This window comes from Aquimarina sp. BL5, from assembly GCF_003443675.1.
Classification (GTDB): Bacteria; Bacteroidota; Bacteroidia; order Flavobacteriales; family Flavobacteriaceae; genus Aquimarina.
This window is the reverse complement of the sequence record NZ_CP031963.1, coordinates 2,470,846-2,496,045: the sequence shown is the minus strand read 5'-3', so window position 1 is coordinate 2,496,045 and position 25,200 is coordinate 2,470,846. Positions and strand designations below refer to the sequence as shown.

25 protein-coding genes are annotated in these 25,200 nt (G+C 33.1%); 12 read left to right on the top strand and 13 right to left on the bottom strand.

The genetic code is table 11. The features are described 5' to 3' along the window. Positions 1–14 precede the first annotated feature (14 nt). Together D1818_RS10795 and D1818_RS10790 are read right to left on the bottom strand one after the other, a co-directional pair. Entirely contained in the window at positions 15–767 is a 753-nt protein-coding gene (locus D1818_RS10795; protein WP_118458831.1) for a hypothetical protein, read from the bottom strand. 41 nt (positions 768–808) lie between these two features. Next, entirely contained in the window at positions 809–1,378 is a 570-nt protein-coding gene (locus D1818_RS10790; protein ID WP_118458829.1) for a DUF427 domain-containing protein, read from the bottom strand. A 396-nt stretch (positions 1,379–1,774) separates the two neighbouring features. On the opposite strand from D1818_RS10790, the gene D1818_RS10785 reads away from it, so the two are divergent. Both D1818_RS10785 and D1818_RS10780 read left to right on the top strand, forming a co-directional pair. Next, positions 1,775–1,996, top strand: a complete 222-nt coding sequence (locus tag D1818_RS10785; RefSeq protein ID WP_118458828.1) for a hypothetical protein — start codon at positions 1,775–1,777, stop codon at positions 1,994–1,996. A 140-nt stretch (positions 1,997–2,136) separates the two neighbouring features. Beyond that, positions 2,137–3,258: a pentapeptide repeat-containing protein gene (locus tag D1818_RS10780; RefSeq protein ID WP_118458826.1), complete on the top strand. Its 1,122-nt coding sequence runs from the start codon at positions 2,137–2,139 to the stop codon at positions 3,256–3,258. On the opposite strand, the gene D1818_RS10775 is transcribed toward D1818_RS10780, so the two are convergent. Continuing rightward, positions 3,239–3,703, bottom strand: coding sequence for a hypothetical protein (locus D1818_RS10775; protein ID WP_118458824.1), 465 nt, complete (start codon positions 3,701–3,703; stop codon positions 3,239–3,241). The genes D1818_RS10780 and D1818_RS10775 overlap by 20 nt on opposite strands. A gap of 2 nt (positions 3,704–3,705) precedes the next feature. Continuing rightward, on the bottom strand, positions 3,706–4,410 hold the full coding sequence (locus tag D1818_RS10770; RefSeq protein WP_158596901.1) for a methyltransferase domain-containing protein: 705 nt from the start codon (positions 4,408–4,410) through the stop codon (positions 3,706–3,708). Between the two features lie 70 nt (positions 4,411–4,480). Between D1818_RS10770 and D1818_RS10765 the strand changes: the two genes are divergently transcribed. Further along, the gene (locus tag D1818_RS10765; RefSeq protein ID WP_118458820.1) at positions 4,481–5,056 is read left to right on the top strand and encodes a nitroreductase; all 576 of its coding nucleotides are present in this window, start codon (positions 4,481–4,483) and stop codon (positions 5,054–5,056) included. Positions 5,057–5,113: 57 nt separating this feature from the next. Here the strand turns inward: D1818_RS10765 and D1818_RS10760 are convergent, their stop codons facing one another. From D1818_RS10760 to D1818_RS10745, 4 genes are read right to left on the bottom strand one after another with little or no spacing between them, the layout of a single operon-like run. Then, on the bottom strand, positions 5,114–5,476 hold the full coding sequence (locus tag D1818_RS10760) for a hypothetical protein (protein ID WP_118458818.1): 363 nt from the start codon (positions 5,474–5,476) through the stop codon (positions 5,114–5,116). Positions 5,477–5,529: 53 nt separating this feature from the next. Beyond that, positions 5,530–6,303, bottom strand: a complete 774-nt coding sequence (locus D1818_RS10755) for a TIGR03915 family putative DNA repair protein (RefSeq protein ID WP_118458816.1) — start codon at positions 6,301–6,303, stop codon at positions 5,530–5,532. 11 nt (positions 6,304–6,314) lie between these two features. Beyond that, positions 6,315–7,574, bottom strand: coding sequence for a putative DNA modification/repair radical SAM protein (locus D1818_RS10750; RefSeq protein WP_118458813.1), 1,260 nt, complete (start codon positions 7,572–7,574; stop codon positions 6,315–6,317). Then, the gene (locus tag D1818_RS10745; RefSeq protein ID WP_118458811.1) at positions 7,564–7,944 is read right to left on the bottom strand and encodes an endonuclease domain-containing protein; all 381 of its coding nucleotides are present in this window, start codon (positions 7,942–7,944) and stop codon (positions 7,564–7,566) included. The genes D1818_RS10750 and D1818_RS10745 overlap by 11 nt, the downstream gene beginning before the upstream one ends. 167 nt (positions 7,945–8,111) lie before the next feature. Here D1818_RS10745 and D1818_RS10740 point away from each other — a divergent pair, with 167 nt between their 5' ends. After that, a complete protein-coding gene (locus tag D1818_RS10740; protein WP_118458809.1) occupies positions 8,112–8,879 on the top strand; it encodes an XRE family transcriptional regulator in 768 nt (255 codons plus the stop codon). Here D1818_RS10740 and D1818_RS10735 read toward each other — a convergent pair. The 5 genes from D1818_RS10735 to D1818_RS10715 all read right to left on the bottom strand — a co-directional run bounded on the left by D1818_RS10735 (position 8,876) and on the right by D1818_RS10715 (position 17,093). Next, positions 8,876–9,871: an App1 family protein gene (locus tag D1818_RS10735; RefSeq protein WP_118458807.1), complete on the bottom strand. Its 996-nt coding sequence runs from the start codon at positions 9,869–9,871 to the stop codon at positions 8,876–8,878. The genes D1818_RS10740 and D1818_RS10735 overlap by 4 nt on opposite strands. 73 nt (positions 9,872–9,944) lie before the next feature. Next, positions 9,945–12,350, bottom strand: coding sequence for a sodium-translocating pyrophosphatase (locus D1818_RS10730; protein WP_118458805.1), 2,406 nt, complete (start codon positions 12,348–12,350; stop codon positions 9,945–9,947). A gap of 111 nt (positions 12,351–12,461) precedes the next feature. Then, positions 12,462–12,992, bottom strand: coding sequence for an inorganic diphosphatase (locus D1818_RS10725; RefSeq protein ID WP_118458803.1), 531 nt, complete (start codon positions 12,990–12,992; stop codon positions 12,462–12,464). Positions 12,993–13,202: 210 nt separating this feature from the next. Beyond that, a complete protein-coding gene (locus tag D1818_RS10720) occupies positions 13,203–15,701 on the bottom strand; it encodes a DUF5686 and carboxypeptidase-like regulatory domain-containing protein (protein ID WP_118458801.1) in 2,499 nt (832 codons plus the stop codon). Positions 15,702–16,115: 414 nt separating this feature from the next. After that, complete coding sequence (locus tag D1818_RS10715; protein WP_118458799.1) at positions 16,116–17,093, bottom strand: pyruvate dehydrogenase complex E1 component subunit beta; 978 nt, start codon at positions 17,091–17,093, stop codon at positions 16,116–16,118. Positions 17,094–17,257: 164 nt separating this feature from the next. Between D1818_RS10715 and D1818_RS10710 the strand changes: the two genes are divergently transcribed. The 8 genes from D1818_RS10710 (at position 17,258) to egtD (ending at position 25,192) form a co-directional block, all read left to right on the top strand. Beyond that, on the top strand, positions 17,258–18,004 hold the full coding sequence (locus tag D1818_RS10710) for an electron transfer flavoprotein subunit beta/FixA family protein (protein ID WP_118458797.1): 747 nt from the start codon (positions 17,258–17,260) through the stop codon (positions 18,002–18,004). Positions 18,005–18,058: 54 nt separating this feature from the next. Continuing rightward, positions 18,059–19,027, top strand: coding sequence for an electron transfer flavoprotein subunit alpha/FixB family protein (locus D1818_RS10705; protein WP_118458795.1), 969 nt, complete (start codon positions 18,059–18,061; stop codon positions 19,025–19,027). Positions 19,028–19,114: 87 nt separating this feature from the next. Beyond that, positions 19,115–19,732: a bifunctional nuclease family protein gene (locus D1818_RS10700; RefSeq protein WP_118458793.1), complete on the top strand. Its 618-nt coding sequence runs from the start codon at positions 19,115–19,117 to the stop codon at positions 19,730–19,732. A gap of 54 nt (positions 19,733–19,786) precedes the next feature. Continuing rightward, a complete protein-coding gene (locus D1818_RS10695; RefSeq protein WP_118458791.1) occupies positions 19,787–21,490 on the top strand; it encodes a NupC/NupG family nucleoside CNT transporter in 1,704 nt (567 codons plus the stop codon). 158 nt (positions 21,491–21,648) lie between these two features. Next, positions 21,649–22,473: a thymidylate synthase gene (locus D1818_RS10690; RefSeq protein WP_118458789.1), complete on the top strand. Its 825-nt coding sequence runs from the start codon at positions 21,649–21,651 to the stop codon at positions 22,471–22,473. A gap of 37 nt (positions 22,474–22,510) precedes the next feature. Further along, positions 22,511–22,936 (top strand): energy transducer TonB, encoded by a 426-nt coding sequence (locus D1818_RS10685; RefSeq protein WP_158596900.1) that lies wholly within the window; start codon positions 22,511–22,513, stop codon positions 22,934–22,936. Positions 22,937–23,040: 104 nt separating this feature from the next. Beyond that, positions 23,041–24,207, top strand: coding sequence for an ergothioneine biosynthesis protein EgtB (gene egtB, locus D1818_RS10680; RefSeq protein ID WP_118458785.1), 1,167 nt, complete (start codon positions 23,041–23,043; stop codon positions 24,205–24,207). 10 nt (positions 24,208–24,217) lie between these two features. Beyond that, a complete protein-coding gene (gene egtD, locus D1818_RS10675) occupies positions 24,218–25,192 on the top strand; it encodes an L-histidine N(alpha)-methyltransferase (RefSeq protein ID WP_118458783.1) in 975 nt (324 codons plus the stop codon). Positions 25,193–25,200 lie beyond the last annotated feature (8 nt).

The following is a 25,200-nucleotide window of genomic DNA, read 5'->3' as shown; positions in this document are numbered from 1 at the left end:
AATTAAACTTTTAATTATTTTCTACTTTTGATGTTATCAATTAATTCTTCAATTTGCATTCTTAAATATCGATTTCTCGATTTTCGCTTGCCTTTTTCTAATATTGGAATCGTTTCTTTTGTTGATGTTTTCCAAATTACTCCTAGTATTTTAAGCATAAAATCATCACCACTGCTTTTAAATTCTTCTAAAAGAAAATTATGAATTTCTGGATGATCAGAATTGTTTAAAGCTTCGATAGCAGCTAATCTTTCGTAATATTTTCCATTTATTACAATATTCTTAATGGGATTGATATCATAATCTATTGTTTTATGAAATTTCCATAACCCTTGAAGAATTTGTATTTTATAATTTACTTCTACATCCAATTTTTTCATTAAAAAATAATAAATCTCTTTATTATTAGTATTTCCACATAAAGACGAAAGACACCAATAAATATCATCTTTTTTATCAGAATATTCTTTTTGAGTTAAAAAACTTATAAGCTCATTTTTAAATTCTAACTTTTTTAAGTTTCTTATCTGATCTCTAATGTAATAACTTATATTATCTTCTGATCCATAGCTTCTTAAAACTCTTCGTTTTTTTACAACTAGATTCGAGAAATAGGCTGAAGAATCTATATTGTTAAGCAAAAAACTAATATCTTTTTTCTCTAACTCTGCAATATACCTTTGCTTTTCGTTCTCGAATTCTTCTCTTAGTTTGTCCTTTTGCTTATTGTTAATTGATTTAAAAAAAACTGAAAGAAAATTCTTCATGTTCAGGTTGTCGCTTTATTAAACTTTTATTTTTATTAGTCTTACCAATGTTCTGTTCCCATTTCTCCTTTAAAAGGTCCTACTAAGTCTGGAGTAATCCATCCTGCATAAAATTTACTCGCTTGTGCTTCGACCTGTTTTCCATCTATATAACATTCAAGATGCTGAGGATAGAATGCTATATGATCTTTTAATGCTGAAAATTCTGAAAAAGGATTCGGATAGGACCAAGCAATGGGTTGGTCGATCAAGGCTTTTAAAGTCCAATAAATTGCATTTCCTTTCCATTCACACAAGGAGGTCTTACCAAGTATTTTTACCAATTTGTTTATTTCAATATCAGATTTTGGTATATAATATGTTGGTGGACTAGCAGTCTCTAAAACAGCTAAAGAATTGTGAGAATCTACTATCTTTTTGCCTTGACAATTCACTGTTATTTGTTTGTCGATTTTTTCGATAATTGGTGGACGGGGAAAATCCCAAACAGATCGCTGACCTTTTTTTGGTTCTATTGCGAATGGAGGTCTTTCTTTACCTGTATTGTTCCAGTGTTCACGAGCCTTCTCTAGCCAATTTATACTTACTTTTCTATCGTCTTTTCGTTTCATGGATTTGCCCTAAACATTCATTGGTTTATTGAATTTTATTTTTTATCTGTTTTTTACATTATAGGTGAAGATACTTATTTTAAAATCGTTCCGTTCTATGCATAATTATAATTGTTTGATGAAATTGTAAATATTCTTCAGGGAGAAAACATCTTTTATGAGGATGTAATTCATTCATTAACTCCTAAAGATGTATCTGATAATTTGATGTTGTTTACTTTGGATGAGCCGTTATTATCTGCACTATTTTTAGTTTAATACTTTGATTATTCTCTAAAACGATAAAAATTGCCTTTTATCGGAAATCTACATTTTTATAAAGTTTTATATTCATTTTTAGGAAGTTAGAGTGTTAATTTCAATATAGATTTTAGTAACAAGTCTAAAGTTGATACAATGAAAGAGGAGTTAAATATTTCGGATTTAAGACAGGTCATACGTAATCTAATTACTTTCATAGTGGTGGATGGAAAGGAATATGTGGATGATGATAAGAAACGTGAATATGTGTCAAGTTATGTACTTCTTTTGGTCAAAATTGTAAATCAATTGGATAGTGAAGAACAAGCTTCTTTGATAGAAAATATTTCAGAAGATATATCTAATTACATGAAGTAAGGGATACTTTTTGGAGTATATTTTATTATGTTAGATTTGGAAAGCCTTTTTTTTAATTAAAAAAGGCTTTCTTTTTATTTTGGCATGAATCATATAACTTTAATATATTGAGCTTTGTAAATCCCGAAATCTAAGATAAAGTGACTGAGCAAGAACGAATTGAACAGCTAGAGCAAGAAAAAAAGCAATTACAAGATCAATTAGATCAAATAAAAAAAAGAAAAGAGAAGAAAAAGAGTATTGGATTTTGGATACTTAAAAAATCCAGTGTGCCTCTTCTCGGGGTGAGACTGAAGAGTAGTATTAATAATGCTATTACAGAATATAAGGAAAATAAATCGGTATCTGTGGATACGGTTTCTGATGTGTCCTCTAATATTATTTGGCGTATTACCAGAATTGGTCTTTTTGGGTTACTGGTAACTCTTATTCCTTCTATTATCTTAATATACCAGACAAAACTTGTTATCAATCAGAATACATTAGTAGATAACCAAAATGAATTAATAGAAGCAGAAAGAAGGTCTTCTTTAGTTTTTATTATGGATAACCTACTTTCTGATCTTAGTGAAGAACTGAAATATAAAGGATCAAGCGAACGTAATGTTAGCCCGGTTTTGGAAGCTAGAATAGCAAGTTTATCTAGAGCAATGAAACCCTATAAGTATAAAGAAGACGGGGAGTTAATTGATAAAAAAATAAGCCCAGAAAAAGGGCAATTATTATTCAGTTTAATAAGAAGTGATTTGGCTGATCAATCCTATAGAGAAATCTTGGATGCTTCGGATTTTAGTTATACCTATTTTAAAGATATTTTTTTAGGTAGAGGAGTTAATCTTAGATATGTTAATTTAAGTCATTCAAATTTATCTGAAGTAAATTTACCTGCCGCTAATTTGGAAAGAAGTGAATTGGTAGAAGCTAATATGGAAAAAATAAACCTTTCTGATGCTATTCTTAAAAGAGCTAACCTTACAAATGCTAATCTTAGTAATTCGGAGTTATTAAGTGCCGATCTAACAAATGCCAAGTTATATGGAGCGGATCTAACGGAAGCAGATTTAACGGAAGCTACCTTATGGGGAACAAAACTGGAGGATGCTAACCTCACAGATGTAGTACTAGATAATGCCATCGTACATCGACAAGATTGGATAACCTTTATAACAGATTCATTAGATCTAAAAGGAGCTAGAACGATTCAAGATAAATACCTGGTTAAAAAACAAGGAAAACAACAGTTTATTCTTGTTGCAAGGTAGAAGATGAATCTATCTCCTGCTTTTTAAAAATGAGACCGTGAATTTTACCAACCAACCAATTTCCGGCTGGAAAATACAAAGCAAAGAATAGAGCCATTCCTAAACTAAAATTTTGAGGGTTGAATAGTTGATCAAGAATATTATTCGGATAGACATAAGAGGTTTGTAACCAATAGCCTAAAAATTCTAGAATTCCCATAGCTACTAAACCATATGCGTATTGATTAAAGAAGTTATATTCTTTTAGCATAATAGATATAGGAACCATATATAAAATATAACAGGTGATAACTTGCCACCAGTTCGCAAATTTTGCTATTTCCATTTCGGCTCCAAATTGATTCATTCCTAATCCCCATAAAAAATAGATAGTAATATAAGAGAAAAGCAAAGTTTTAGGAGTTTGTTCTAATTTTTTTAGATTTCGAAATAGGATTTCTTTCATAATTAAAGGTCAATTTTTGTTAAGGTTCTAAACCAAGGTTTTTTATTAATACTATATTTTTTTGTATTACTTTCATTCAGAATGAAATCTAATTCACTACGCGTAAAAGCTCTTTGGATAGCTATTAATCCATCTTTTTTTGCGAGACTAGAAATCGGCATTATATAACTCGAATATTTAAATAATATATAAGCTACTTTACTTCTTCTTAATTCACTTAATATAACATGGCTAATTCCTTTTTGTTGTGCTTTTTTTAAAAAGATTGGTAAGTCATTACTCTTAAAGTGATACACAAAATGACTACTTATAACAATGTCACATTTTGGTATAGAAAACTGTTCATCTAAAATATTATCAGTTTTAAACTTTATAGTATTATGATCTTTATATTTAGAAGTCGCATAGGCAATGCTTTGCGGATTACCATCGATTCCAAGAAATGAAGTTTTTATATTATTTTGGTTAAGTTTTTTCGAGATATAATGAATACTATCGCCTCCGCCACAACCCAAATCTATAATATGAAAAGTCTTTTTCTCTGGGTTTGCCTGGCAATACTCAAGTATACTATTAGCTAAGTGTTTGTGATTTCCAAAGATTTTATTAATGAACTTGAGACTAGAAAGTGTTTGTAACAATACCTCACCGGATAAAGATAGATTATCCAGTTGTTCACTTGAATGTGCACGTTTATTAAAATTCAAAATAGGGAGTAAATATTTGTTTTCCTTAGTCTCAATATTAATAATAACTTTACACTTAAAAGAGAATTTTATGAATAAAGAGTTTTTGAATCAAATCATAAGAGAACGTCGAGCCATATTTCCTTCTCAGTATAATGATAAACCAGTTTCCAAAGAGTTTATTAAGATTTTATTAGAAAACGCGAATTGGGCACCAACGCATCGATTAACAGAACCATGGCGTTTTAAAGTTATACAAGGAGAAGCAAAGGATCGTTTAGGAACCTTCTTGTCTGATACGTATACAGATATTACTCCAGAGGAAAGTTTTTCACCTTTCAAGCATAAAAAAATTAAGGATAAGTGTACAGCAGCGAGTTCAATTATAGTAATATGTATGCAACGTGATCCTAAAGAGAGGGTACCAGAATGGGAAGAAATTGCTGCTACTGCAATGGCAGTTCAAAATATGTGGCTTACTTGTACAGCAAATGAGGTAGGTTGCTATTGGAGCAGTCCTGCATTGATAAAATATATGAATGAGTTTTTCGAGTTTGAAGAAGGGGAGCGTTGTCTAGGATTTTTGTATTTAGGAAATTATAATAAAGACAAAACGTTAAATTCTAAGCGAAATTCTATTGAGGAAAAGGTAGAATGGCATGATTAAAAGCAAAAAACCATCCGCCGCGGCGGATGGTTTTTACATATATACTTCTTTTGTATATTATTGCTTTTTTAATGCATCAGTAGCTTTGTTAGCTCCTTCTTTTACAGCATCAGTTCCTTCTTTCACTGCATCTTTTGCAGCATCAGCTCCTTCTTTTACTGCGTCTTTTGCATCTTCTACAGCGTCGCCTGCAGCGTCTTTTACGTTTTCTACAGCATCTTTTGCATCTTCAACTGCTTCACCTGCAGCATCTTTCGCGTCTTCTAAAGCATCTTTCGCTTCTTCTTTTACTTCTTCTGCTGCTTCTTTTACTTCTTCCACAGCATCATTAGCAACATCTTCAGCTTTTTTTGTATCTCTACAAGAAGTTACTGAAACTGCTAACGTTAGAGCAATTGCTCCTAAAAATAATCTTTTCATAATTGATAGATTTAGTTAATTGGGTTATTGAACGCCAAATTTAACATTTTATTTTACATTTCGTTTTTTTCTGTCAAGTATTTCCAATAACGCTTGGGAAGATGCTGCATATGTAGTTTTGAGTTTTTTCTGGATTTGATATTAACACTGTTAAAATAAGTTTGCCATAGCTTCTGAAAATCTAACTCGTTATCAGCATAATTTTCCTTTTGAATATTTGTATTTAGTTTTGAAAAAAAGTCTAAGGTTATAATATCTACTTTATCAAGATTATAATATAGTCCGTATGATCTCTTAATATCATAGATTAACCATTTTTGGTCAGCATATCGATCTTTGAAATGATGTATCAACAATGGCAAAACATTAAAGTCAGGTTCAACAGTGGAAACAAAAATATCATCTTTTGTTCGTTGGAATCGAACAAAAGCCTCCATTCTATGTTTTTCCCTTCCAACCATTTTAGCTACTTGACTTATTTTAAGAATATCTTTATTGCTGTAATCAATAATAGTAGAATTGGGTGTGTCGAAAATATTCTGAATATAACATAGAAGCGTGTTTTCCACTCCTTTAATCTCACTTAGAAAAGCTTTAAAAAGAATTTTCTGTTGAGAGGATGGTATTTTAGTTTTTATACCTTTCCATACTCGGTTAGATTTTGTTTCATCAGTAATAATTGTTTCAGAAATTGTAAATAGCTGATTATTTGGTTCAGATTCTTTTCTAATAATAGGAGCATCTATTTTTTGCTCATATACAGTAAATATGCAGGTTAAAAATCCATCAAAACTTCCGTCATATAATAAAATGGTTTGTGGATTCATATCTGGATGTACTAGAAAAGACTCAATTGATTCGTAAAATACTTAGTGTATTTACTTTTAGAATTTTTTAGAATGATATTCTTAAGCGTTAGTGGAGTAAGATCTTTGTGGTAGAAGTCTTTGGAGTTGCAGGTAATGAAGTATTGTGCTCTATTTAATGCGATACCAATTGCTTTAAGATGTGTCCAATCTAATTTTCTAAATTTTCTTGCCTGAAGTATTTTTGAAACCGATTGCATCCCAATTCCAGGTATTCTAGCCAAAATGTTTTTGTCTGCCTTGTTAATGTCAACTGGGAAAAAATCCAAATTACGTAATGCCCAACTTAATTTAGGATCAATATCAAGTGCTAAGTTTTTATATTGGTCATTTAATAATTCGCTAATCGAAAATCCATAAAATCTTAATAACCAATCTGTTTGATACAATCGATTTTCCCTGAGAATGGGTACTTCGGTCTGTAAAGAAGGTAAACGATGATCTGTCGTAACCGGAACATAACCAGAATAATATACCCTTCGCATATTAAACTTTTTGTAATAATAAGTAGCAGAATACATAATGTCTTTATCGCTTTCTCCCGTAGCGCCAATAATCATTTGAGTGCTTTGTCCTGCTGGAGCATATCTAGGTGTACTTTTTATAATTTTTCGTTCTGCTTTGTATTGAAGGATTTCATTTTTTACCTTTTGCATAGGTTTCATAAAATCCTCGTGTTTTTTATCGGGTGCTAAAAGTTTAAGTCCCGATATAGTGGGTATTTCTATATTAACACTTAGACGATCAGCGTAGAGTCCAGCTTCTCTCATCAGTTCATCACTGGTTCCTGGAATTGACTTTAAATGAATATATCCGTTAAAATTCTCTTCTAACCGAAGTTTTTTGGCAACTGCAACCAATCGTTCCATAGTATAATCAGAGTTTTTAAAAATTCCTGAACTAAGAAATAATCCTTCTATGTAATTTCTACGATAAAAATTAATGGTTAGGTCTACAACTTCCTGTATTTTAAAGGCTGCTCTTTTTATATCATTACTTTTACGGGTAACACAATACGCGCAGTCAAAAATACAATGATTGGTGAGCAAAATTTTTAATAACGATACACAACGACCATCTTCGGTATAACTATGGCATATACCCATGCCCGTGTTATTACCTATACCTTTACTAGTATTTTCTCTTTTTCCTCCACTACTTGCACAGGATACATCATACTTGGCGGCATCCGCAAGAATCGAGAGCTTTTCACGAGTTCTCTCAAACGACATATCTGCTTCTATTGGATAGCTTAATTTGATGTTTTAAAGCTCTAAAAATTTCTTCTATATCTACTAGAATTTGATAATCAGTAAAACGTAATACTGTTATGCCTAAGGAATGGATGTGTAGTTTTTTCGGAGTATCTTGACTATAAACTTCAGAGAATTCGTGCGCGTATCCATCAATCTCTATGGCAATTTTTAGTGAAGGAGAGTAAAAATCAAAAGTGTAGTTATGAATCTTATGGTTTCTTTTAAAGAGAAAACCTTTTTCGATTAACCGTTTGTAAAGTTCCTCTGTCGCAGGAATTGAATTATTTAACGAATATCGAATAGTTTTTTCTGATTCTGGTCGGTGTAAAACAATTTGTGATGCCATATGTATTTGGTTAACTAGTAATTTTTCCAAATTTATGGAAATATTCCAACAAAATAAAAATGAAATGGTGTTAAAATTGGAAATATTCCAAAAAATAGTATATTTGTTGCATAATTATCCCAAATCCGAGTAACAGAAATGTATACTAATTTATAAATCAAAGTTGTATGGATAATTTAACTAACCAAACCATTCAACGCTTTAAATCGATCCGTGAGGAAAATCATTTTACACAATCTGATTTTGCTAGAATTCTTAATATTAAAAATTCTACTGCGGATATAGAAAGAGGGAAAACGAAAATTTCAGGGAAAGTCGTTTCTAAATTACTTCAGGAGTTTGGAGTAAATCCTCTTTGGTTGTTTGGCGAAAGTGAGCAAAAGAGAATTCAGTTGCATAATGGTGATGTTGCACCAAAAATAGTGACTGTAGATTCAGAAAATAATGAGAACATAGTTCTTGTTAATGTAAAAGCAGCAGCTGGTTACCCGCATAATGTTCAGGATGTGGATTGGTATCAGCAATTACCTGCTTTTGATATTCCTCTTCCAGAATATAGAAATGCTACTTATAGAGGTTTTCAGGTAGAAGGTGATAGCATGTTACCTGTTTTAGAGCCCAAAGAATGGGTAATAGGTAGAGCTGTAAATAATCTTTCTGAATTACGAAGTAATGCACTCTATGTGGTGGTGTTGCAGGATAGTGTAGTGGTGAAAAAAGTGAGGAAGAATGAGGATTCTTCTGTGTTGACATTGATTTCTCTTAATGTTGATTATTTACCGTACACCATTCAAACACATCAGGTTGTTGAGGTTTGGGAAGTGAATAGTAAGCTTAGTTTCAATATTGATGCTAATTCTGATGCTGCAGGTATTAAGCAGTTGCAAGATGCAATGTTAACGCTTACTTCAGAAGTTAGAAGTTTGAAAAATTAAGAAATAAACCCGTGTTGTCTTGCGTGTTCTTCAGCTTCTTGTGATGAGTGAACAAGAAGGATGGGAGTGGTGGTAAAAGAATTGATGATTTTGGTGATTCTTTTTTCTTTTCTTTTATGATTTACACTTCTCAGGTAAATGGCTAAAATTCTATTAGGGTGTTTTATTGCTATTTCGGTATAGATGTCTGCGTCTTTTTCTCCACTATCTCCAATAAGAATAAATTTCAAATTGGGATATATTTCTATGAGATTTAAAATTTCAGATTGTTTATGAGGTACTATAGGCTTAGGTGTTTTATCAAAAGGTGTTCTAAAATCTCTTAGTAAAATAGGACCTTCAGGAAAATAGTGTTTTTTTAGGAAGGCCGTTAAGTAATCATATAAATTCCAGGGACTATTACTAACATAAAATATAGGGTTAATTGGTGTAGTGTTTTTACCTAGTTTTAACTTTTGATAGAATTGAACAGTTCCTTCTAAAGGCAATCTTCTGTCAAAATTTTTTAAAAAAGTATTTGTAATCACTCTCCATTTGAATAATGAAGCAACTCCAGTATGCAAAATAGTATCATCAATATCACTAATGATACCATATGAAGCATTTTTAGAAGGTGTTAGCATTCTTCCTTCAAATACATTGTTCTGTATGATCCTTTTATTATCGCTTTTGTAGGAAACAATATAGGGTATCCACTCTTCTTTATCTGCTAATAGAAAAGTATCAGATAGAAGTTCATCAAAATGGTAGTATCCTTCCGAATCCGTAGACGTAGAGAATTTTTGACCATTTGATAGTTTTAGCTCGATACGGGCTTTTTTTATTTCATCACTTTCAAACTGTTTAAATATATTATATAGTGTTTTAAGAATTCCTGTATTACCATCAAAGTTAATGTTCTCATCTTCTAAAGCTCTACCAGTTGCTCTTAGTCTGGTTGTTGTTCCATACCCTAGATAAGAGTTAATTCGTAATGGTTTTTTTTTGAACATAGAATTTTCTTAAAGTATAAAGATAAAAAACCCCGCTAATTAGCGAGGTTCTTTATTGGATAGCTTTTGAAAATTATTTTATAGAAGCTCTAATTTCTTCAATCTTAATTTTTACTTCTTCTTCTGTACCTTTCAATTTTTTGGTTTCTACAGCAGTCTTGCCATCTTGGGTTTTTGTAATAGTAACTTCAGCATTGGCTATATCTCCGTGCATATTCATCTTAACTTCGATTTGTTTTTCAACTGGGTTAGAAGATGATTTCGTCTCAATAACTTCGATTTCGTTAGTTGCTACTGCAGTTTCAGAAGTATGACCACCAAGTATAGGTGCAATTACAAGTCCGATAAGACAGGTTAGTTTGATTAATATGTTCATAGATGGTCCTGAAGTATCTTTGAAAGGATCTCCAACGGTATCACCAGTCACGGCAGCTTTATGAGCATCAGAGCCTTTGTAAGTCATCTCTCCGTTAATTTCTACACCAGCTTCAAATGATTTTTTTGCGTTATCCCAAGCACCACCTGCATTGTTTTGAAATATTGCCCATAAAACACCAGATACGGTAACTCCTGCCATATATCCTCCTAACATTTCGGCAATTGCCAAGGTATCCATTCCGAATAATAATGGAACAAATGCTATTACTAAAGGAAATCCAATAGTTAGTAGTCCAGGTAACATCATTTCCCTTAAGGAAGCTTGTGTCGAAATTGCAACGCACTTATCATATTCAGGTTTTCCTGTACCTTCCATAATTCCTGGAATGTCTTTAAACTGACGACGTACTTCCTGCACCATTTCCATAGCTGCTTTTCCAACGGCATTCATTGCTAAGGCAGAAAATACTACCGGTACCATACCTCCAACAAATAACATTGCTAATACTGGAGCTTTAAAAATATTGATTCCATCTATGCCTGTAAAGGTTACATAAGCAGCAAATAAGGCTAAAGATGTTAATGCAGCAGAAGCAATAGCAAAACCTTTGCCAGTTGCAGCTGTTGTGTTTCCAACTGAATCTAATATATCAGTGCGTTCTCTTACGATTGGTTCTTGTTCGCTCATTTCTGCAATTCCTCCGGCGTTATCGGATATAGGTCCGAATGCATCAATTGCTAATTGCATAGCGGTTGTAGCCATCATTGCAGAAGCGGCTAATGCTACGCCATAAAATCCTGCAAATGCATAAGATGCCCAAATGGCTCCTGCAAATAATAATACAGAAGGGAATGTAGAAATCATACCCGTCGCCAAACCTGCTATAATATTGGTTCCTGCACCTGTGCTTGATTGCTGTACAATTTTTAGGATTGGAGATTTACCTAATCCTGTATAGTATTCCGTTACCGATGAAATCACAGCACCAACTACTAGTCCAACAAGTGTTGCATAAAATACGCGCATTGCGGAAATTTCTATAAGTCCTTCTCCGAAGAACTCCATTTTCATTGTTTCAGGAAGCATCCACTTGCACAAACCGAAACAAGCTGCTGCTACCAATATAATTGATGTCCAGTTACCAACATTAAGTGCTCCCATTACTTGAGCTTCTTTAGCATCATTGCTTTTAATTTTCACCAACATGGTACCAATAACAGAGATGATAATTCCTGCACCGGCAATTGCCATTGGTAATAAAATTGGGCCAATGCCTCCAAAAAGATCAGAGATTGCACCTCCCATATCCTTGATTACATAGTTTCCAAGTACCATTGCCGCTAATACAGTAGCTACATAAGAGCCAAATAAATCAGCACCCATACCTGCAACATCTCCAACATTATCTCCAACATTATCTGCAATTGTAGCAGGGTTACGTGGGTCGTCTTCAGGAATACCTGCTTCTACTTTACCTACTAAATCTGCTCCTACATCAGCTGCTTTCGTATAGATCCCTCCACCTACACGAGCAAATAGCGCAATAGATTCAGCTCCAAGAGAGAATCCGGCTAAAGTCTCTAGAACGATGGTCATGTCCATTGTATTGGTCCATTCTCCGCCCATAAAAAAGTGAAAGAAGAATATGAAGAAAGCAGTTAAGCCTAATACAGCTAGACCTGCAACACCAAGTCCCATTACAGTACCACCTCCAAAAGAAATTTTAAGTGCATTTGGTAAACTAGTACGCGCGGCTTGCGTTGTTCTTACATTAGTTTTTGTAGCTATTTTCATTCCTATGTTACCTGCAAAAGCAGAGAAAACGGCTCCGAATATAAAAGCAATTACAATTAACCAGTGAGTAGTAGGTACTACAAAAGAAACAATGGTTAGTAATACACTAACTATTACCACAAATATCGCAAGTAATTTGTACTCTGCATTTAAAAAAGCTAAGGCTCCTTCGTAGATATGATCTGAAATTTCTTTCATTTTACCATCACCGGCATCTTGTTTCATTACCCAAGATTTTTTAACCAGCATATAAATAAGCCCTAATATTGCCAAAACAATTGGCATATAAATCATATTTGATTCCATTAAATGTGTTTTTAGTTAATTAGTGACTAAATGTAGTAAAATAAAGCTAAAAAGAAAAAGCGCAATATTTTATTAAAAATATTGCGCTTTTATTTATTTTTCGTATGAACTTTAGTGAATACTAAATAGACCTTCGGGTTTGTTTGGCATATCTTCAAAACGTTTTACGCACGCTTTAATGATTTCTCTAGCTTCATCTATATTTCCCCATCCACCAACATCAACTTTCTTTTTCTCGAGATCTTTATAAACCTGGAAAAAATGTTCTATTTCTTTTATTAAGTGTGGGTTCATTTCTTTTAGATCTGCTAATCGACTAGCTATAGGATCCGCTACGGGAACACAAATAATTTTTTCGTCAGGGCCTTTTTCATCTGCCATATGGAAAACACCTATTGGTTTTACTTCCATTACACATCCAGGAAAAGTAGGTTCTGTTACTAATACCAAAACATCTAATGGGTCTCCATCCAATGCTAAAGTTTCTGGTATGAATCCGTAATCTGCAGGATACATCATAGAAGAAAAAATCATGCGATCGTAACGAATTTTTTTTATATCAAAATCGTATTCATACTTATTACGACTTCCTTTTGGTATTTCGATTAGTACATCGAAACTTTCGCGGGTTGCTGCGCTCATATTCTTATTCTCATTTTTATGGGCGGCAAATATAAGTATTACAAGGGGTTGGTTAAAATTTATAACCAAAAATAACAGGTTTATACCTTAAATTTTAATGTTATGGTAACCTATAAGCTTTTCGTAAAAATGTATTTGGTAATTTTTTTAGATTGAAATCACTAATAATTAGTACAAATAGATTAGTGTTAACGAATTTATTTCCAGTTTTTAGAAATAGAACCCAAAGGATCCTGTTACCCCAAAATTACGCGCATCCGGATTATCAAAGTAATTTCCTCTGAAGTGGAAGTCAATTCTAAAGATTTTAAAGATATTTCCTACGCCAACGCTATATTCCCAATATATTTCGTCATCAGGAGCTCCAACAGTTTGCAAAAAGCCAGAAGCGTCCAGAGCTATATTTTCATCAGATAGTTCTCCCCATACTCCTCGAATACCGACAAGTTCACGTAAGTTTAATTTCCTCAATAACGGTATTCTAGAAAAAATTCTACCATTAAAGTTATGTTCCATATGAACTGCAGCATAAGTGTCGGTCACAAATTCATAAAAGTTTAATAAAGGAAATGTGTTCTGAATCGATAAATAAGTTTGGTTACCAGGTATTACGCTTAATAAACCAAGCGGAACTTCTCCAAAAGTCTTTCCTACTTCTAAAGAGCTATTTAAGACTCCAAATCCACCAATATTCCAAGGTTGTCTATAAAAAAATTGAAGCTTTTGATACTCAAAATCGCTTTCTAATATATGGTCTAAACCTACAGAATAATTAAGGAATAATTGAGCAAAGTCACCATCATTAACAATAACTCTATCTACACCATATCCAGTAGTTTTTCTTCCAGGGTAATATGCTAAAGAGGTTCCTATTTCGGCCTGCTTTATTTCAGATTTTATCTCACCAGTATCGGGATCAATAAAATCTAAACTAAATAAATCATCATCTGCGGGTTTTAATGTTCTGAAAGACCCTGTAACCCCAAGAGTAAAGTTCTTTCTGGGTTCTACTTGCATGGAAAAGGCGGATAAGTTAATAGAAGTCAGTCTACTGTTATCTCCAGTTGCTACAATAGAGGAAGATGCTAAACTTCTACCTTCTACATCATTAGTGTTGGTAAGGCTGGCTCCAAGTTGTTCTACATCTCTTCGATTCCCAGCAGAAACAATCAGTCTGGATTTTCGGTCAACAAGATATTTTCCGGATAATCCATATTTAAATTTGTTGTCTCTAAAACCATATGCACCATATCCTTCTATTCTCCATCGGTCGTTTGCTGTGAAATAAGTTCTACCTCCAGCTCTTAATCTAAAACCTTCTATAGTGTTATAACCAACGGTAGAAAATAAAGGACCAAAATCCCAACCATTAAATTCTACATACCCTGTAGCTAATATGGTTCCAATATTATATAATCTTTTAAATGCTTTAACAGTTTTTAATGTGTCTAAAAGTTTGTATACTTTTTGTTCATCTTTGTTTAGGTCTTCCATTCTGGAATTTGTCCAAAATGAATCATCACGATTATAAATTTCTTGATTATAAGGATCTACTTGGCTCTGATAGAATTTTCTGCCTTTCTTCTGATCAAATTTATAGTTATCATAAAGAGTTGTTCTTTTGCCATATACTCCTCGAGATTTTTCTTTTTTATTGAAGGCAAAATCTGATTGAAAATAATCTTTTGTTATTAAAAATATAGAATCGTTAAGAACGTCAAATTCTTGTTCAATATATAGGTCTTTTACCCAGTTAATATTAGCACTCTTAGTAACTTCTAGATTAATTTCTTTGATTGCCCAGGTTGTATCATTTACCCAAAAATCTCCTTTAAAAGTTAGTTCGTTTTTTCTTCTTGGATAATATATAATGTTATAGCACCATTTATCACCAATGTAAGCACTATCAGAAAGGACATAGTTATACACGCTGATTCCGGTTCTGGATAATGGACTTGTAAAACTTTTATCAAAGAACTTTAGATAATTATCATAGATATCGTAATCAGAGTATAGATCTTTCACGAAAGCAATAAGTGTTTGGTTATCACTAAAACCTGCATTTTTGTTTCCTTGAAGAACTTCTTTAAGTTCGTTAAGTTCATTATCACCATATACTTTGGATATAGCCTCATTCAGAAAAATGGGTAAGTATGTTTTTCCAGTTATTCTGGAAGTATCGATATCTTCAAAGATAAATTCCATACCATTAAAGATCCTACTATTTACCAATGCACTATCGATAGTATTAAGGTCAAATTCTAACTTTTCATACTTATCGTAGTTGTATTGCTTGAATTTTTTAACGCCATTTACTCTTCTGTTGTCCCAAATTTTACGAAGGATATCTATAGCTGGGTTATTTTTTTTAGAGGTTTTACCTTTGTATATAACAACTTCATCCAGAGAAGCTGCTTCTTCTTCAAGAACAACCTCCATGTTGTAAGTAGTTCGTTTAGAAAGTTTTATTGTTTTTGTTTCAAAACCAACAAAAGAAACTTTAATACTATTGTGGTTTTGGTCAGATTCCATATAGAACTTACCATTTTCATCTGTAATGGTTCCTATTGTAGAATTTACAAAAACAATATTTGCGAAAGGAACAGCTTGTTTGTTGCTGTCATATACATGACCACTAACTTTAGTCTGTCCGAAAATGAAAGAGTTGCTAAAAACAAAAAATAAAAACCCTAAAACCCAATATCTCATCTAATATTTTTAAATAATTATGATTGAACATCATTGGACCGGTTTTTTAATTGAAATAATTCAACCTGTTTTAAATCAAAAAAGGAACATCTAAGTCCTCTTTTTTTTGATATTAATTACCGGTATTAAAATTTAACTCTGTTTAATCAATTTAAATGTTGTTGTTTTTTTAACTTAAACACATCAATACATAAATACCCTACCTTCAATGACGCAAATTTTAAAATGTTTTGTTTTAAGCTTAGTATTAAAGTTTAAAACAAAACATTTTAAATATATAATTCAAGTATTTCAAAGTACCCTAATAAGTATTGATGTTTATAAATCAAAATAGTTTTATCAAATTCCGAGCCAATATTAGTGAAAAATGAATTAAAATCTGAAAACTATCAAACACAAAGAAAAGGGTTCATTTTATTTATACATTACTTTTTTGACAGCTTTAACAACATCTTGGCTATTTGGTAACCATTGTTCAAGTAAAACAGGAGAATATGGAGTAGGAGTATCTGCTGTGTTTATTTTTATAATAGGAGCATCTAAATAATCAAAAATATTAGATTGAACTTGATATGTAATTTCTGACGCGATATTAGCAAGAGGCCATGCTTCTTCAAGTATTACTAATCGATTTGTTTTTTTAACTGAAGAAAAAATCGCATCTAGATCAAGAGGACGAACTGTTCTTAGATCAATGATTTCACAAGATATATTTTCCTTAGCAAGCTCATCTGCTGCTTTATAAGCTTCTTTAATTATTTTTCCGAAAGAAACGATAGTTACATCATTACCTTCTCTTTTGGTTTCTGCTACACCAAGAGGAATGGTATATTCACCTTCTGGAACTTCACCTTTATCACCATACATTTGCTCACTTTCCATAAAGATTACAGGATCGTTATCACGAATAGCAGATTTTAATAATCCTTTAGCATCTTTTGGATTAGATGGAATAACAACTTTCAATCCAGGAGTATTGGCGAACCAGTTTTCAAACGCTTGGGAATGTGTAGCGCCTAATTGACCTGCAGAAGCTGTAGGACCTCTGAAAACAATAGGAATGTTAAATTGACCCCCACTCATTTGACGCATTTTTGCAGCATTATTGATAATTTGATCAATACCAACTAATGAAAAGTTAAAAGTCATATATTCTACAATAGGACGATTACCATTCATGGCGCTTCCTATTGCGATTCCAGAAAAGCCTAATTCAGAAATAGGTGTATCGATAACCCTATCTGATCCAAACTCGTCAAGCATTCCTTTACTAGCTTTATAAGCTCCATTATACTCAGCCACTTCTTCACCCATTAAGTAAATAGACTCATCTCTGCGCATTTCTTCGCTCATTGCTTCGCAAATTGCTTCTCTGAATTGTATCGTTTTCATTTATAAAATAATTATTTTTGTGCTACTCGAAACGCAAAAGTAGCAATTAATACCCTTTACTGATCACTGAAAATTGAAAAATTTACTATGCATGCATAGTAAATTCGACATTTTATTTGTACTTTCGCTTTTATTATTAAATTCTCAAAAAATACCTATATAAAATGAAGATATTAGTTTGTATTAGCCATGTGCCAGACACTACTTCTAAAATTAATTTTACAGAAGGGGATACTAAATTTGACACAAATGGAGTACAGTTTGTAATTAATCCTAATGATGAGTTCGGATTGACCCGTGCTATGTGGTTTAAGGAAAAGCAAGGTGCATCTGTTGATGTAGTAAATGTTGGTGGAGCAGAAACAGAGCCTACTCTAAGAAAAGCGTTAGCAATCGGAGCAGATAATGCGATTAGAGTAAATACAGAGGCTACTGACGGTTTTTATGTAGCTAAGCAATTAGCAAAAGTAGTGCAAGATGGAGGTTATGATCTTGTAATTGCAGGAAGAGAGTCAATTGATTATAATGGAGGGATGGTGCCTGGAATGTTGGCTGCCCTTACAGAAGCTAATTTTGTAAATACTTGCATTGGATTAGAAGTAGAAGGAGATACAGCTACTGCTATTCGAGAGATTGATGGAGGAAAAGAAACTTCTACCACAAAACTACCACTTGTTGTTGGTGGTCAAAAAGGTTTGGTAGAGGAAAGTGATCTTCGTATTCCTAATATGAGAGGAATTATGATGGCACGTAAAAAGCCACTTACCGTTGTGGATGCGGTTGAAACTTCTCAGGAGACAAAAGCGGTTAAATTCGAAAAACCAGCTCCAAAAGGAGAGGTGACTTTAGTTTCTCCGGATAATGTAGGTCAGTTAGTAGAGTTATTACATAACGAAGCTAAAGCAATATAATAATATAAAAGGACACCTATTTTAGTATAGGTTCAACATAAAAAAATAGTACATATGTCAGTTTTAGTATACACAGAAAGTGAAGGAGGAAAGTTTAAAAAAGCAGCCTTCGAAGTAGCATCCTATGCAAAAGAGGTTGCTAATATGCTCGGTACTACAGTTACCGCCGTTAGTGTTAATGCCGATGATAGTAGTGAGCTTGGGAACTATGGTGTAGATAAAGTATTAGAAATTAAAAATGAGAAACTAACTACTTTTAATGCAAAAGCGTATGCGGATTCATTAAAACAAGCAGCAGATAAAGAAGGTGCTAAAGTAGTAGTAGTAAGTTCTAGTGCAGATAGTAAGTTTTTGGCATCTATGTTAGCTGTAAATCTTAATGCAGGATATGCTTCTAATGTTGTTGCTTTGCCAGAAAGTGCTTCTCCTTTTACAGTAAAGCGAACAGCTTTTACGAATAAAGCATTTAACATTACTGAAATCTCAACAGATGTTAAGGTTATAGGATTGTCAAATAATGCTTTTGGACTTAAAGAAGCTTCAGGTGCAGCCGCGGTTGAAGGGTTTGATCCTTCATTATCTGATGAAGATTTTACAGTTAATGTAACTTCAGTGGACAGAGCTACTGATAAAGTTTCTATAGCAGATGCAGAAGTTGTAGTTTCTGGAGGAAGAGGTCTTAAAGGGCCAGAAAACTGGGGAATGATAGAGGAACTTGCAGATGTTCTTGGAGCAGCTACAGCTTGTTCTAAGCCAGTTAGTGATATGGGATGGAGACCTCACGGAGAACATGTTGGTCAAACAGGAAAACCTGTGGCAACTAACTTGTATATCGCTGTAGGAATTTCAGGAGCTATTCAGCATCTTGCAGGTATCAATTCTAGTAAGGTGAAAGTAGTAATCAATAATGATCCGGAAGCACCATTCTTTAAGGCTGCAGATTATGGGATTGTTGGTGATGCCTTTGAGGTAGTACCTCAGTTAATCGAAAAATTAAAGGAATTTAAGGCGAATAACGCATAATTTTCATAAATTGTGCCCAATCAAGGGCTGTTTGAACTTAGGTAAAGTCCATTTGTTCAAACAGCCTTTTTTTTATTGAAAATTACTATGAGTTTAGTTCGTCTGAACATAAAAGGAATATCGTACAGTCAAACCCAAAATGGTGCTTATGCATTGATTTTAAGCGAGGTAGATGGGGAAAAAAAATTGCCAATTGTTATTGGTGCATTCGAAGCACAATCCATAGCAATAGCGTTAGAGAAGGAGATTAAACCTCCCCGTCCATTAACTCATGACTTATTTAAAAACTTCGCTGATCGATTTGATGTAGTTGTTAAGCAAGTAATTATACATAAACTGGTGGATGGCGTTTTTTATTCTAGTATCATTTGTGAACGTGATAAAATCGAAGAGATTATTGATGCTAGAACTAGTGATGCTATCGCTTTAGCATTGCGTTTTCAAGCACCTATATTTACGTACAAGAATATTTTGGATCAAGCTGGAATTTATTTAAAAGTAAATCCTAAAAAAGCCGATGAAGACGATCCCGAAAGCCTGTTGGTAGATGAATTGGTTTCTGATGATGTGGAAATGGTGGGCAAGGAAACCAGTTATCAGGATTTATCTCTCGAAGAATTGAATCGAATGCTTGAACAAGCAGTCGCTAATGAGGACTATGAATTAGCAGCAAGAATCAGAGATGAAATTTCAAAACGTGGTTAAATTTTGATCACTTTTACCGCATATTCCGAAATATTATAATATTACTTCTATTTTATGAAAAAAGGACTATTATCTTTCCTGTTATCATTATTTGCTTTTACTGTAATCTCGGCTCAATCTATTGAGAAAAAGTGGGTTTTAAAAAGTGTAAAAGGAGAGTCTGAAAATACTTTTCAAGTCGGAGAGAAAGATTATTTACTTTTGGATAAAGGTTTGTTTTCTTACTCGTTTAATGACCAATTAGAAATACTTAATGGTGATTATGTAACACAAAATAAGGTGCTGCTTTTTTTTCCAGAAAGAGTTGAAGATTCTATCATAAAATACAAAATTCAAAGCATTACTGATTCTACCTTGGTTTTATCAAAAAAGGATCTTATGTATTCCCTTGTTGTTAAAAAGAAAATAGCTGAAGTAGTTCCAGTAGTAGCAAAGAATGAACTGATCCCGAATCAAGGGTTTTCTTTTACAAGTTTTTGGAGAGGAGTTTTAGGTATGTTAACGCTCTTGTTAATTGCGTTTTTATTTAGTAGCAATAGAAAGGCTATTAATTGGAAAACAGTTGGATTAGGTGTCGGGTTTCAATTAATTATTGCTATTGGAGTTTTAAGAGTGCCTTTTGTTCAAACTATATTTGAATGGGTTGGAGGCCTTTTTGTTAGTGTTTTAGACTTTACTAGAGCGGGAAGTAAATTCCTGTTCGAAGGTTTAGTTGTAGATATGGATACCTTTGGTTTTATATTCGCATTTCAAGTATTGCCTACTATTATATTCTTTTCGGCTTTAACCTCCTTGTTATTTTATTTGGGTATTATTCAGAGAGTAGTAAAAGGCTTAGCTTGGTTATTAACTAAGGCTTTAAAGATATCAGGAGCAGAAAGTTTAAGTGTTGCGGGTAATATATTTTTGGGCCAAACTGAAGCACCTCTCTTAATTAAGGCATATTTAGAAAAGATGAATAAGTCTGAAATGCTATTGGTTATGATTGGCGGCATGGCTACAGTTGCAGGAGCTGTACTAGCAGCTTATATTGGATTTTTAGGCGGAGATGACCCAGTTTTAAGGTTGCAATTTGCAAAACACCTGTTAGCGGCATCAGTAATGGCAGCGCCAGGAGCAATTGTTATTTCTAAAATACTATTTCCGCAAACAGAAGAAATTAATACAGACGTACATGTTTCTTCCGAAAAAATAGGATCTAATATTTTAGACGCTATTGCTAATGGAACAACTGAAGGCTTAAGGCTAGCTGTAAATGTTGGTGCTATGTTATTAGTATTTGTAGCTTTTATTGCTATGCTGAATGGTATGTTAAGTTGGGTTGGAGACATCACCTCTATAAACGCTTGGATAGCATCAAACACAGTTTACGAAAACTTATCTCTTGAGCTTATTTTAGGATATCTTTTTTCACCATTAATGTGGTTGATCGGAGTTGCTAAAGAAGATATTGCTTTAATGGGCCAGCTTCTCGGGATAAAACTAGCAGCTAGTGAGTTCGTTGGTTATATACAATTAGCAGATTTAAAAAATATAACAAATGCCACGCATTTAACCTATAACAAATCTGTTATAATGGCTACTTATATGTTGTGCGGATTTGCGAATTTTGCATCTATAGGAATTCAAATCGGTGGGATTGGATCGCTTGCTCCGGGACAACGAAAAACATTATCAGAGTTTGGAATGAAAGCACTGATCGGAGGAACTATCGCTTCATTATTGTCAGCTACGATTGCCGGAATGATTATTGGATAAAAAATATAGGTTTTTTTTGTAGGAAACACATTTATGAAATAGGTTTTACAACTATTTCATAATCTACATATTAATAGATATCTAGAAACCTATTTTTTGTATATTTGACTAGAATTAGTATTTATTTAACAAACCCAAAAGAAAGTTATTAAGGGAATATGAAGCAATATCTTGATCTAGTGCGACACGTGCTGGAAAATGGCAATGAAAAAGGAGATCGAACAGGAACTGGAACTAAAAGTGTTTTTGGTTATCAAATGCGTTTTGATCTGAGTGAAGGCTTTCCAATGGTTACTACAAAGAAACTACATCTTAAATCAATTATTTATGAGTTGCTATGGTTTCTGAATGGAGATACCAATGTTAAGTATTTACAAGAGAATGGAGTTCGTATTTGGAATGAATGGGCAGATGAAAATGGAGATCTAGGGCCTGTTTATGGACACCAATGGCGTAATTGGAATGGTGATGAAATTGATCAGATTAAAGAAATCATAGACGCGTTAAAAAATAATCCAAACAGCAGAAGAATGTTGGTATCAGCTTGGAATCCTAGTGTTTTGCCAGATACCTCAAAATCTTTTTCTGAGAACGTGGCAAATGGTAAAGCAGCATTGCCTCCGTGTCATGCTTTTTTTCAGTTTTATGTTGCAGATGGAAAACTATCTTGTCAATTATATCAAAGAAGTGCCGATATATTTCTAGGAGTACCTTTCAATATAGCATCTTACGCTTTATTTACTATGATGATGGCGCAAGTATGCGGATATGACCCAGGAGAGTTTATACATACGTTTGGAGATGCTCATATATATAATAATCATATAGAACAATTAGAATTACAGTTATCCAGAACCCCAAGAAAATTACCAACCATAAGGATCAATCCTGAGGTGAAAAATATTTTTGGCTTCGTTTTTGATGACTTCATACTGGAAGACTATAATCCGCATCCTCATATAAAGGGTGCAGTTGCAGTTTAACTCCCCCCTAAATCCCTAAATTTAAACTGAATTTATGATGAAAAAACTACTACTTATTTTAACAATTTTATGCTCAACTTTTTTGTTTGCTCAGGATAATATTATTCTGTCTAAGGAAAATGCAAATGAAAAAGGAATAACACCTATGTGGCCTAAATGTGAAGATTCCAGACAGGGTCCACTTAAGTGTTTTGATAATAGTTTGAGAAATCACATTATTAGAAATTTTAGATACCCCGAAATTGCCGAAAAAGACGGATTAGAGGGTACCGTTACTGTGGAATTTATAATTAATAACAAAGGGAAGCCGGAGGTAATAGATGTAAAAGGCGCTCATAGATATCTTCAGAGAGAAGCTGTTAGGATTATAAGAGCAATTCCTAAGATGAAACCAGGTAAATGGGGTAAAAAGCCCATTGCCGTTGCTTATGAAGTGCCAATTACTTTTATTAAACCAAAATAAATACTTGAAGATTTTTAACATTGGATTAACTCTGCTATAAAGTAGTGTCAAGATAAAAATGATTAAATTTGAGTGTATTCGTAAATCGAATACACTCTTTTTTTATGGTAATAACTGATAATTTACTTTCTTCTTTGTTAGAGACTAGAGCTCATTCAGAAGAAATTTGTGCTTCACTTCAGACCGAAGATTACGTAGTTCAACCTATAGTAGATGTTTCTCCTCCAAAATGGCACTTAGGTCATACTACTTGGTTTTTTGAAGAGTTTATTCTTTCTAAATATAAAGCAGGTTACGCTCGGTTTCACGATAATTTCGCATATGTTTTTAATAGTTATTACGAAAGTATCGGTAAACGTGTGATAAGAACTAATAGGGGAAATCTTTCCAGGCCTACCGTTAGTGAAGTATACGAGTATAGAGATTATGTAACTAATAATTTACATTCTTTATTGGAAGAGGTGGATAATAAAGAAATTAGATCTCTTGTAGAGATAGGTATCCATCATGAAAAACAACATCAAGAATTATTACTTACGGATATTAAATATATATTAGGAAATAATCCATTATTGCCTAAGTATAATGATACTTTTAACGAAAATCCTAATATCCAATCTTCTTCAGGGTATCATACTATGAGTGAGGATATATATGAGATTGGTTATAGAGGCGACGATTTTTGCTATGATAATGAGTTAGGAGTTCATAAGGTGTTTTTAGAAGAATATAGCATAGCCAAAAGCCTTGTAACGAATAAAGAGTATTTAGAATTTATTGATGATAATGGTTATGGAAATAGCCTTTTATGGCATGCAGAAGCCTGGGATTGGATAAAGAATAATCATATAAAAACACCTTTGTACTGGCATGAAATTGATTCAAAATATCATCAATATACGCTAAGAGGATTAAAGACTCTAGATCTTAATGCTCCAGTAACGCATATATCTTATTATGAAGCATTTGCCTTTTCTCAATGGAAGGGAGAACGCATCCCAACAGAATTTGAATGGGAAGCGGCGCAACAATTTTTTGATTGGGGGTCAAGATGGGAGTGGACAGAAAGTGCTTATCTACCTTACCCTAATTATTCCAAAGCTCCTGGAGCTCTGGGAGAGTACAACGGCAAGTTTATGGTTAATCAAAAAGTACTTAGAGGAGGTTCTGTAGCTACTCCTAAAAATCATACAAGACCAACGTATCGTAACTTTTTTCACCCGCAGCTAAGATGGCAATTTAATGGATTGCGATTAATAAAAAATAAATAATTCCCAATACATGAATTCAAAAGATCAAAGCGTATTAACTTGTACTTTCGGTAAAGAAGTGCATGAAGGACTAACAACTTTCCCTAAATATTTATCCTCTAAGTTCTTTTATGATGAAGTAGGGGATAAGCTTTTTCAAAAGATAATGGATTTACCAGAGTATTATCTTACTAATGCAGAATATGATATTTTTCAATTACATAAAACCGATATTTTACAAAGTTTCGATACTCATAAAGAAGGTTTTGATCTTGTAGAATTAGGTGCTGGTGATGGTAAAAAAACCAAGGTATTACTAAACGAATTACTTGATCAAAAATACCCTGTTACTTATCATCCGATAGATATTAGTGAAAATGCGATTGATGGATTAGTCAAAAATCTTTTTGAAGAATTACCTACTCTTAAAGTACAGGGCCAGATAGGAGAATATTTTGAAGTTTTAGATAAACTAAAACATATTAGTGATCGTAAAAAAGTGATTATGGTTTTGGGATCTAATATAGGTAACCTATTACACCCAAGAGCTATTCAGTTTTTGAAAAAGTTGAATGCCGTAATGCATCCCGATGATCTTATATTTATAGGTTTTGATCAAAAGAAACATCCACAGAAAGTTTTAGATGCCTATAACGACAAATCTGGTGTGACTGCAGCATTTAATAAAAATGTTTTAGCAAGAATCAATAAAGAACTTGATGGTAATTTTGATTTAGATTCTTTTATCCATTGGGAGGTATATGATCCAGAAACAGGAACAGCCAAAAGCTATCTTGTAAGTACAAAAAAGCAAACTGTAGATATCGATTGTTTGTCTTTGCAAGTGCATTTTGAAGCTTGGGAAAGCATTCATACCGAGATTTCTCAGAAGTATGATGATGATACGGTTAAGTGGTTGGCAGAGGAATCAGGATTTAAAATTACGAGTTCTTTTACTGATGAAAATGAGTATTATAAAAATTATGTGTTTAAAAAGTCGGAATAGATTTTTTA